This is a genomic window from Wolbachia endosymbiont of Cylisticus convexus (genome assembly GCF_003344345.1).
This window is the reverse complement of record NZ_QPIP01000059.1, coordinates 1-10,200: the sequence shown is the minus strand read 5'-3', so window position 1 is coordinate 10,200 and position 10,200 is coordinate 1. Positions and strand designations below refer to the sequence as shown.

Here is a 10,200-nt window from a genome sequence, read left to right as displayed (position 1 = left end):
TGGATTGTATATTAAATCAAAGTCGCAAGGCTATAATGAGCAAGGAGTGATACTGTCAATTGGATTGATTGATAGAAATCGTAGGAATCTCAGTACACTCCTTGCTTAAAAAATGTAGTACGAACGGTAGGGGGATCTAAAAGATCGAATCACAATCCTGTACATCATTTATATTGTTATTTGATTATAATTTATAGGTGCAAAAATGGCTAGAACAGTTTTTATGGGTATTGATGTTTCAAAAGAGACACTTGATATTTCAATCAACAATAAACATCAGCGTATAGAAAATGCAGAAAAAGCTATATCTGAGTTTATAAAGTCAAAAATAGTTAATGTATTTGTTGAATTATGTGTAGTAGAATCAACAGGCGGTTATGAAAAACTTGTCGTAAAATTGTTACAAGAACATAGTATAGTTGTGCATAGAGCTCACCCAAACCGGGTATATGCGTTTGCGAAAGCTTGTAACCATTTTGCAAAAACAGACAAATTAGATGCAAAATTGCTAGAAAAGTATGCTGAATTTATCACAAAAAACGATGAGGTAGTAGAATGTATAGTTTCACAAAAACAAGAAGAACTAAAAGAACTAAGAGCAATTGAGCGTAATCTAAGCGATGATGTTCACGCAAATATGTGTCGTTTACATAATGTGACAGGAAAAGCCAGAGAATATATAGTAAAGCAGATAGAATTTGCCAAAAAACAATTAGAGCAAGTTAGGCAAGACATAGAAGACATAATAGACTCTGACCCTGGTTTGAAGGAAAAAAGCAAACTTCTAACTAGCTATAAAGGTATTGGACGCAAAATTGCGAGTATCCTACTCATAGAAGTACCTGAGCTTGGTAGATTAGATAATAAAGAAATAGCCTGTCTAATTGGAGTTGCACCAAAAACTAATGAAAGCGGAAGAAAGGTAAGCAAAGCTCAAATCATAGGTGGCAGGTTTTATGCTCGAAAAGCATTATACATGTCTGCTGTGGTCGCAATGCGTCATAACAGGAAAATGAAAGCTCTTTATCAGCGCTTAGTTGCTTCTGGCAAAGCCGCTAAAGTTGCATTAGTTGCTGTCATGAGAAAAATCATTATTTGTTTAAATGCCATGGTAAAAAACAATAGTTTTTATCTTGACGCTTAAGACGGTAGATTCCTAATCCGAAGGCCGTGCGTTCGAATCGCACTAGTCCCACTTAATCTTAAAGTGGTTTAAAATCAAGAAACTAGGCTCTCCTAATAAACTCCATCAATCAACTCTTCTTGTTGAACTAGTGTGTAGCCAAATCCCTGCGCTTTTTTGATCAAATTTTTCACAACTTTCTCTTTGTAGCGTGTTTCATAATAACTCATTCCTTTTTCCACATACTCTTGTCCATATTTCAACATTTGGTAAAGGATACATGCTAATTTTCTTGCTGTGGCGGTAATTGCTTTTATTGCTCCTAGCCGTTTTTTTAATCTCCTACAATATGCACCTAATGCACTTTTGCTATTTCCCACAGCATAAGCAGCCATTCGCAAGGCATCTGTAGCGCGATTAATAACTTTACGAGTTTTTGTTCCAAATACTTTTTCTTCTGTGATCTTGTTAGCAGGGCTAAGTCCTAACCATGAAGTAAAGTGCTTTTCTGATCGCCACTTATTATGGTTAATGCCAACTTCTGAAATAATAGTTTGCACAGTCAGTATATCAAGTCCAGGAATTTTAGTAAAATCTATGCCAGTTACCCGATATAATTCCTCACGCAAGGTGAAGTTCGGTCTGCCTCTTCTAGATTTGTTTTTTTCCTTACCTAACTCTTTACTCTCATCAGACTTTGTTTCAAATATTTTATAGCAATTTTCTATGCTTTTATCACATTCGGTTTGAAAAAAAGTATATGCTGTATATTCTTGTTTCAGTACAAATAAATGTTCTTCTCTATAATCGCCTGTTAATGCTTTTGCTATAGTATGTTTATCGTTCTTCATATTCGAACTTCTAAATTCAGCTAGTTTTTCAGGGTTCCTCTCTCCTTCAATTACTTCTTCTGATTGTGCTTAGCATGAATATCTACTGGAATAATATTACACCTCAATTTTGTATCAGTTAAAATCCTCATATCATCCTTATTTAGCTGTTCTCTTACGATCTCAAGTAGCTCTTCTGAATGAATGACTTTCTCTTTGGTGTAACCAGCAATTTGTTGCTTGGCTGCTGTGTAGTAGATAAATTTATATAGAAATACAATCGAGTTCACAAGTTAATAGTTTACAATTGAACATTCATAAAAACTCCATATACTTAAAAAATATGAGCTTAAAACATAAGAATGAACGATGATTTAGATAATACCGCAAAACAAGAAGCACTTAAGTATCATAATAGGGGTGGTAAGCCTGGTAAAGTGTCGATTATACCAACAAAAACCTTATGTACACAGTATGATCTATCACTTGCTTATTCTCCTGGTGTTGCAGCTCCATGCCTTGAAATAGCTAAAAATCCTGAAGCTGTTTATGATTACACGGCAAAAAGCAATTATGTAGCTGTTATTTCAAATGGCACTGCAGTGCTTGGGCTTGGTAATATCGGTCCTCTTGCTTCAAAACCCGTCATGGAAGGCAAAGCTGTTTTATTTAAGCGTTTTGCTGACATTGATGCAGTCGATATAGAAGTTGACACAGAAAATATAGAAGATTTCATCAATGCAGTAAGGTATCTTGGACCAAGTTGGGGGGGAATAAATCTAGAAGATATAAGATCTCCTGATTGTTTCATAATAGAGAAACGTCTAAATGAATTGATGGATATTCCAGTGTTCCACGATGATCAACACGGAACTGCAGTGGTTGTTGCAGCTGGTATAGAAAATGCCCTCGATATTGCTGGAAAGAAATTAGAGAATGTCAAGATCATCATGAATGGAGCTGGAGCAGCTGGTATTGCGTGTTTGGAAATACTAAAGTCCATGGGTGCTAAGAACATAGTATTATGTGACAAACAAGGAGTAATACACAAAGACAGAAAAGAGGACATGAATGAGTGGAAGGAAAAATATGCAATTGACACTAAAGAATGTTCTCTACTTGATGCAATAAAAGGCGCTGATGTATTCATCGGACTATCTGCAAAAAATGTGCTTAACGAAGAGATGTTAAAAAGCATGGGTAAAGACCCGATCATTTTTGCTCTTGCTAATCCTGATCCAGAAGTAAGGCCTGAATTTGCAAAGTCTGTAAGGCCAGATGCAATAATTGCAACTGGTAGGTCAGACTATAACAACCAAGTCAATAACGTAATGGGATTTCCTTACATATTCAGAGGAGCACTCGATGTATATGCAACAACAATAAATAATGAGATGAAAATTGCCGCTGCAGATGCAATAGCAAAGCTTGCCCGTGAATCAGTGCCGAATGAGATATCTGCAGCCTATGGCGGTCGTAAAATGAGCTATGGTCGTGAATATATAATACCTACCCCATTTGACCCAAGATTAATTTCTATAGTACCTCCTGCTGTTGCAAAAGCTGCGATTGACTCAGGTGTTGCAAGAAAGAAAATTCAAGATTGGAGTGAATATGAAGATCAATTAAAATCTCGTCTTGCTAGTGTTCTTAATACGCTGGATCTATTGTCTTCACAATAATCAATTGCATATTTTAGACTTATAATTAAAAGATTTAAAACAAACTGATGACTATTACAATTCATGAATTAGAGAAAATTATCAAACAGTCATTTCCTGATGCTGATATAAAGATTAAGGACCTTGCTGGAGATGATGATCATTACCATTTAAAAATAACTTCCAAGTGTTTTTCCGGCAAGACAAAAATAGAACAACATAGAATGGTATATAAAGCTCTTGAAGGTCAGTCTATACATGCATTGCAACTAGAAACTAGCGCTTAAAATTAAGGTGATATTTATGAATAACTTTGAAGAAATAAAAAAAGACATAGCAGAAAATGATGTAGTGCTGTATATGAAAGGCACCTTTGATTTTCCTCAATGCGGATTCTCTGGACTCGTGGTGTCAATTCTCAAAAAGTTGAATGTAAAGTTTAAATGCATCAACGTGCTCGAGAATGATGAAATACGTCAGTCTATAAAAAGTTTTTCTGATTGGCCAACAATTCCACAATTATATATAAAGGGAGAGTTTGTTGGTGGCTGTGACATAACCCGCGAGATGTATGAAAAAGGTGAATTACAAAATTTATTAAAGGAAAAAAAGATTATTTCGGAATAAGTTCCCAAACTTAAACCTTATCACCAGGCTTAACAAATAGATGGCCCAATGTTATTAACTTTATAGGCTTATTTTCGTTATTTACTACTATCCAAACCCCATCGTTTTCATGATCAACAATTTCTATTGGTGTAAATACTACATAATTATTGTCATCAACAATCTTTATTCCAAGAACACCATCATCACTTAAGCTCAAGGCTGAAGAAGGAATTTTATATGCAAACCTTTCGCCTGAAGGTAGACTTACACTAGCAGTAAGTCCTTGCAAGGATATAATCTCATTATCAGTTACCTTTACCTCTACTCTATAGGATCCAGTTTTAGGCTCAATAATTTTAGTAATAAAACTTACTTCACCTGCCAATTCTTTTCCGTCTAGTAAATTAATTTGAGCTGTGCTGCCTAGCTCTATTTTATTTACTTCATTCTCCGAAACGTATAACACTACAAGAATTTGATCGAAATTAACCACGTCAGCTATTTTTTGCCCAGCATTAACAAAATCCCCTTCGTTTGCATTGATTTTATCAATATAACCATCAATAGGAGATTTAACTGCAGTATTTTCTAAATCCAATTCTAGCCTTTTTAGGTCAGCTTTTGCACTCTGCAATGCAGTAAAAGTTGCTTCCACTTGTATTTGTGCTCCATAGCCTTTTTTATTCAATTTTTGAGAGGAATAATACTCAAATTCACGCTGCTTTAATAAGGCTTTGGCTTTTTCAACTTGCTCAACTCTGTCATAATCTTCTATCTTTAAAATTACATTACCTCTCTTTACCTTTTCACCATCAGAGAAATAAACAGCAATAACTTGACCACTTGTTCTTGAGATAAGATTGGTCCTATGCAAGGGATTTACTGTACCAGAAAAATTCAAATATATAGTACGGTTTTGCGGTGTATATTCCTGAGTTTTTACTGAAAAGCTATTAGTTGTATTATCACTATGAACTGTTTGATTTTTCCTCAAAAACACATTATTGACAACAAATAGTAAAATAAGAATGGCACTAGTAATAATAATAACTTTGTTTCTCATCTTTAAACAATAAAACTTGTTGACTAATCTTGTTAGAAACAACTGCATAAATTTCCGAACCAGAAATGTAAGTATAATACATCCATTATCACTCCATAAATAGCTTTATGTGAGAACAAACACAAGTTTTCCTACAATAAATAAGTTTTTTATTGCTAAAATGCAATTTTTAATCAAATAAAAATGTAAATAAAGTCGTGCATAAGACTGAAAATTTCCATCAAATGATATGATGGAAATAAGAATATTGTAACAAAAATAAATATATGTTTAAATAGGGGTTCCAAAATTTTCAACGTTCATATCGTTATAGGCAGTACTAAATCATCCATGATTGATATGCTTGAATTATTCTTAGTAAATAAATCAAGCATAATGTTAGGTATTCTACCATTAACTATGTGAACAACTCCAGCACATTCTTCCACCATTTTAGTATATGCCATAAGCCTTTCAACAAGTTTTTCTCCTTTAATTTCGCCACGATCAATTGATGCATTTAAACTTTTAATCAAGACTCTTCCATTGCCAATTGCGTTTATTTCTTCATCCGTATCACTCAAGATTATCATTTTAGACGCGGAAACTGCAATTGCAATTGCACTTGCAGTTCTATCGGCATCAATATGATATGTTTCTCCATTTTTTCCATAACCGATAGGTGCAATAACTGGTATAGAATCTGATTCTTCAATAAAAAATAATATATCAGGATTGATCTCAGTTGGTCTACCGATAAATCCCATGTCTAGTATTTTTTCAATATTATTTAATCTGTTTTCCCTAAGCGTAGTGCTTGTCTTTTCAGCTTTTATGAGGTTGCCATCTTTTCCACATAATCCAATAGCTGAACCACCGGCAGAATTTATATGCTGAACAATTTTTTTATTAACTGAACCACATAGTGCCATTTCAATGATTTTCATAGTGCTTTTGTCTGTGAGTCTGACACCATTTACAAGCTTATTGTTCATACCTAGCATTTTTAACACTGAGTTAATTTCATATTCTCCGTCATGAACTATCACCGGATTTATACCAAGCTGTTTCAACAGGACGATATTATGCACAAAAGCATTAAGCAGCATTTTATCTGAGATTGTTACACTGCTGCATTTGATGATAAAAGTTTCGCCTACAAAGCTAGGTATGCTAGACAACACTTCAAGTAATATTTCTGCTTTTTGCTTAAATGGTATCTCACCATTTGAAAATTCATCGCTCTTCACTTTTTTATCTTGTAAACTTGAAAAACTCATCTCTTACCTTGGTTATTTTATGCTTAACACAGATGCTTATTTGATGAATTGACACATGCTCATTATTAATCCACTTTTGAGTGCTTTCTAGAATAGCATCTAGGCTTTCCTGACTCACTTTATCTATTTTTGTTAGCACAATGTTAAAGTTAATGTTATTACATATTAACCAATAAATAAAGTCTTTGTCTATTTCTTTTAATCCTACCTTGCTATCTATAAGCACAAACACTCTTCTTAGATTTCTCCTTTGAATTAGATAATACTCAATTAGGTTTAAGTATTGTATTGCTTCTTCCCTGCTTGCACGAGAATAGCCATATCCCGGTAGGTCGACAATCCTGAACTTATCATTGTACATAGAGTAAAAATTTATTTGTCTAGTGCATCCAGGCTTAGAGGAAACTCTTGCAGCTTTTTTGCTATTTATCAGTAAGTTGATCAAACTCGATTTTCCTACATTTGATCTACCAGCAAACGCAATCTCTGGAGCTGATTCATCTGGTAATGATTTTTTGTCTGAAGCTCCAAATATGAAGCTGCAGCTTGATGTTATCTGTCTTGCCATTATGTTAAGGTAGAAATATCCTGGGTAATTATAGTGTTATTGCTTGATATAAGAAATTTTTTATTTCAGTATATATTACTTACTTAAACAGTTGAAACTGTACTATATGGATATAGAGAATAATTTACAAGACTTAAAGAAAAAGTTTAATGATATAGAGAGGAATTTGGAAAGTCCTACCAATTTGAGTCAAAAAGAATTCATTAGTCTTTCAAAGGAATACTCTGAACTCAGACCAATCATCGAGATAATCGATGAATATAATACACTGAAAGAGGAAATTTCAGATTTAGAAGAAATAATGAAAGATGAAAACAGCGAAAATGATATAAAAGAGTTAGCAAAAGAAGAACTTTTTGAGAAGCAAAAGATGCTATTACCAAAAGTAAAAGCCAAGCTAAAGTTAGCGCTATTGCCAAAAGATGAAGATGACTCAAGAAACGCAATATTAGAAATCAGAGCAGGCACAGGAGGAGAAGAAGCAGCGCTATTTGCAGCGATATTATTTCGTATGTACCAAAAATATGCAGAAAGAAGAAATTGGAAATTCGAGCCAATAAGCATTTCTAACACAGGTATAGGTGGTTATAAGGAAGCTTCTGCACTTATTAACGGAACAGAAGTTTTTGCAAGGCTAAAATTTGAGTCAGGAGTACACAGAGTACAGCGAGTACCAGAAACTGAATCCTCAGGAAGGCTACATACCTCGGCAGCCACCGTTGCAATACTACCTGAAGTTGAAGAGGTTGACTTTAAAATAGAAGAGAAAGACTTACGAATAGATGTTTACAGATCTAGTGGCCCTGGAGGGCAATCAGTGAATACGACTGATAGTGCAGTAAGGGTAACCCACTTGCCAACAGGAATAGTTGTAATACAGCAAGACGAAAAATCGCAGCACAAAAATAAAGCTAAAGCACTGAAAGTCTTGAGAGCAAGGCTATATGAAATTGAAAGACAAAAAAAAGAAATGGAAAGGTCAACAATGAGAAAAAGTCAAATTGGCTCTGGAGATCGCTCTGAACGTATAAGAACTTATAACTTTCCACAATCAAGAATTACAGATCATAGAATTAATCTAACTTCACATCGATTAGAGCAGATTATAAAAGAAGGTGAACTAGATGAATTTATTGAGGCATTGATTTCACGTAATGAAGCAGAAAGGTTGGCCGGAGGGGGTTAGCATTAAAGAATATTAATCTTCCAAATATTACTGAGTGTAAATTAACTTCTAGCATTATTGGTGAAGAAGGTTCAATAGCAATCACTAAATTGTTAAAGAATGATAACTTTCCAAATCTTGTTAAACTTGATTTAATTTCTAATGATATTGATATTGAAAGTGGAGTAATATTAATGAATGCGCTAAAGGATGGTAGTTTTTCAAATATTAAAGAATTTAATTTACTTTATGACGATATCTGCAACGAAGGTATAGCAGCATTACGTGAATCATGGAACAACAATATGCTTCCAAATCTTATTAAGTTTAGTTTTCCCTTGAGTATTACTAATGATAATGAAGGCATAGAAACGTCAAGCAAATATCTATTCGGCTAACAGTGTTATATAGAGAAAAAAATAAGTTATATTATTTGTTGCTACTTATAGAGCGCTCAAATTCAACTATAGACCTGCTAAAAGGTGTAGGACATCTGACTGCTATTGACGTTATTGCGAAAATCCATCAGTTGATAGTTTTGATCATGCTAGTCTGTGTGAACAAAAAATAAGATAAGAAAGATACCGTCTTGCTAGTCAACAAAAAAATTACTCAAGCTGTATCATAAAATCAAAAAATACTTCTGATTGTGTAACAGTACACAGATTACAGTTAGTGAATATGTTGAATGGATTGGAAGCATTTTTTGATTTTAAACTACAGTCAACATCCTAGTTCTGTAATTCTTGATATGATTTGGATCAAAAGCACTTTTGGATGTCAGGATACCGAAAATGATATGGAGTAGCTTACGCATTGCAGCTCCCACAATTGCCATATTATGCTTACCCTTCTTCTTTAGTCTTTGGCAAAAACTCACAATGATAGGATTGTGATTCTTGGCTACTATGGCAGGAAAGAAAAGGGCCTTACGTAATGTTTGTGAACCTGATTTACTTAATCTTGGTTTAGAATGTACAGATGAACCTGATGTTATATTTTTCGGTATAACTCCTGTATATGCTGCCAATTGCCTGGCATCTCTAAAAGCTTTTATGTCAGGGATTTCAGCTAAAATAGCCATTGCTGATTCCTCTCCTATTCCTGGAATAGTCAATAGAAGCTGAAAATTTTCCAACAATTCTTTGTGCTGCTTTAATAGTTTGCGTATGGAGTTTTTTATTATTTCTATTTTTTTAACTATATTCGTTGCAACAAGCATTTGCAACTTCTTTAGGCAGTCTCTCTTTTTTTTCTAGGTGGTTATTTACTAATTCTTTTAACGCAACTGAGCAACGATAAAGATGTTTTAATTTTTTCATTTCAGAAGAAGGTGGTGTCCAACGAGTTGGTTCCTGTCTTTGGCAATAATCAGCAATAATTTCTGCATCAGTCTGATCATTCTTTTGTCTTACGAGCTTACTCCTTGTATAAGATTTAATACAATAAGGATTTACAACACTAACAAAATGTCCAGCATTGTGCAGAAATTCAGCCAAAGCTTCGCTATAACAACCACATGCATGACTTTACTTCTTCCACATTATGCTTTTGTAGAAAACTCAGCAGACCTTGAAACCCAAGATCATCGTTCTTAAAGCTCCTTTTCCTAGTTTCACGCTTTTCTTTTTTACTTATGAATGAAAGAAAAACATCAAAGCGATCTTTTGATACATCAATTCCAAGAAAGTTGTTGATCATATATAACCCCATACGTTACCATTTAAAACGAAAAGTAAGGCTAACCTTGTGGATACAGAATTAGAGCCATTTAGGTCTTTCTACGATACCGTCCAGCCTATACTTTTGAGGAGGGAACTCTTATCTTTCTTACAGATTTTATATCTAAGAGGAGAAACAGAGTTCTTCCCTCCTCCACCTAATGCTTAAGCTTAAAACATTAGATGCTTTTTACAAGATAC

The 10,200-nt window shown here is 34.1% G+C and carries 10 protein-coding genes and 2 pseudogenes; 6 read left to right on the top strand and 6 right to left on the bottom strand.

Translation table 11 applies throughout. The annotated features are described in order from the left end of the window. The first annotated feature begins 205 nt into the window (after positions 1–205). On the top strand, positions 206–1,144 hold the full coding sequence (locus tag Wcon_RS06595; protein ID WP_114516788.1) for an IS110 family RNA-guided transposase: 939 nt from the start codon (positions 206–208) through the stop codon (positions 1,142–1,144). Between the two features lie 92 nt (positions 1,145–1,236). Here the strand turns inward: Wcon_RS06595 and Wcon_RS06590 are convergent. Continuing rightward, positions 1,237–2,034: pseudogene (locus Wcon_RS06590) on the bottom strand (transposase); the annotation flags it as partial. Then, complete coding sequence (locus tag Wcon_RS06585) at positions 2,025–2,243, bottom strand: hypothetical protein (protein WP_114517649.1); 219 nt, start codon at positions 2,241–2,243, stop codon at positions 2,025–2,027. The gene Wcon_RS06585 and the pseudogene Wcon_RS06590, both read right to left, overlap by 10 nt. Positions 2,244–2,315: 72 nt before the next feature. Here Wcon_RS06585 and Wcon_RS06580 point away from each other — a divergent pair, with 72 nt between their 5' ends. The 3 genes from Wcon_RS06580 to grxD are packed head-to-tail and all read left to right on the top strand — an operon-like array spanning position 2,316 to position 4,241. Further along, entirely contained in the window at positions 2,316–3,635 is a 1,320-nt protein-coding gene (locus Wcon_RS06580) for a malic enzyme-like NAD(P)-binding protein (protein WP_114517648.1), read from the top strand. Between the two features lie 47 nt (positions 3,636–3,682). Beyond that, the gene (locus Wcon_RS06575; protein ID WP_114517647.1) at positions 3,683–3,901 is read left to right on the top strand and encodes a BolA/IbaG family iron-sulfur metabolism protein; all 219 of its coding nucleotides are present in this window, start codon (positions 3,683–3,685) and stop codon (positions 3,899–3,901) included. Between the two features lie 16 nt (positions 3,902–3,917). Continuing rightward, positions 3,918–4,241 (top strand): Grx4 family monothiol glutaredoxin, encoded by a 324-nt coding sequence (gene grxD, locus Wcon_RS06570; RefSeq protein ID WP_114517646.1) that lies wholly within the window; start codon positions 3,918–3,920, stop codon positions 4,239–4,241. A 10-nt stretch (positions 4,242–4,251) separates the two neighbouring features. Here the strand turns inward: grxD and Wcon_RS06565 are convergent, their stop codons facing one another. From Wcon_RS06565 to yihA, 3 genes are all read right to left on the bottom strand, one after another. Beyond that, positions 4,252–5,286, bottom strand: coding sequence for an efflux RND transporter periplasmic adaptor subunit (locus Wcon_RS06565; RefSeq protein WP_237350089.1), 1,035 nt, complete (start codon positions 5,284–5,286; stop codon positions 4,252–4,254). Between the two features lie 299 nt (positions 5,287–5,585). Then, a complete protein-coding gene (gene argB, locus Wcon_RS06560) occupies positions 5,586–6,545 on the bottom strand; it encodes an acetylglutamate kinase (protein ID WP_114517644.1) in 960 nt (319 codons plus the stop codon). After that, a complete protein-coding gene (gene yihA / locus Wcon_RS06555) occupies positions 6,520–7,113 on the bottom strand; it encodes a ribosome biogenesis GTP-binding protein YihA/YsxC (protein ID WP_114517643.1) in 594 nt (197 codons plus the stop codon). Before yihA ends, argB begins: the two co-directional genes overlap by 26 nt. 106 nt (positions 7,114–7,219) lie before the next feature. Here yihA and prfA point away from each other — a divergent pair, with 106 nt between their 5' ends. Further along, positions 7,220–8,299 (top strand): peptide chain release factor 1, encoded by a 1,080-nt coding sequence (gene prfA, locus Wcon_RS06550; RefSeq protein ID WP_114517642.1) that lies wholly within the window; start codon positions 7,220–7,222, stop codon positions 8,297–8,299. A gap of 89 nt (positions 8,300–8,388) precedes the next feature. Then, a complete protein-coding gene (locus Wcon_RS06545) occupies positions 8,389–8,676 on the top strand; it encodes a hypothetical protein (protein ID WP_237350088.1) in 288 nt (95 codons plus the stop codon). A 314-nt stretch (positions 8,677–8,990) separates the two neighbouring features. Here Wcon_RS06545 and Wcon_RS06540 read toward each other — a convergent pair. Next, positions 8,991–9,979: pseudogene (locus Wcon_RS06540) on the bottom strand (IS110 family RNA-guided transposase). Positions 9,980–10,200 lie beyond the last annotated feature (221 nt).

Coding starts and splice junctions, on each gene's coding strand:
- Wcon_RS06595 (WP_114516788.1), top strand. CDS start 206: ATGGCTAGAACAGTTTTTATGGGTATTGATGTTTCAAAAGAGACACTT.
- Wcon_RS06580 (WP_114517648.1), top strand. CDS start 2,316: ATGAACGATGATTTAGATAATACCGCAAAACAAGAAGCACTTAAGTAT.
- Wcon_RS06575 (WP_114517647.1), top strand. CDS start 3,683: ATGACTATTACAATTCATGAATTAGAGAAAATTATCAAACAGTCATTT.
- grxD (WP_114517646.1), top strand. CDS start 3,918: ATGAATAACTTTGAAGAAATAAAAAAAGACATAGCAGAAAATGATGTA.
- Wcon_RS06565 (WP_237350089.1), bottom strand. CDS start 5,286: ATGAGAAACAAAGTTATTATTATTACTAGTGCCATTCTTATTTTACTA.
- argB (WP_114517644.1), bottom strand. CDS start 6,545: ATGAGTTTTTCAAGTTTACAAGATAAAAAAGTGAAGAGCGATGAATTT.
- yihA (WP_114517643.1), bottom strand. CDS start 7,113: ATGGCAAGACAGATAACATCAAGCTGCAGCTTCATATTTGGAGCTTCA.
- prfA (WP_114517642.1), top strand. CDS start 7,220: ATGGATATAGAGAATAATTTACAAGACTTAAAGAAAAAGTTTAATGAT.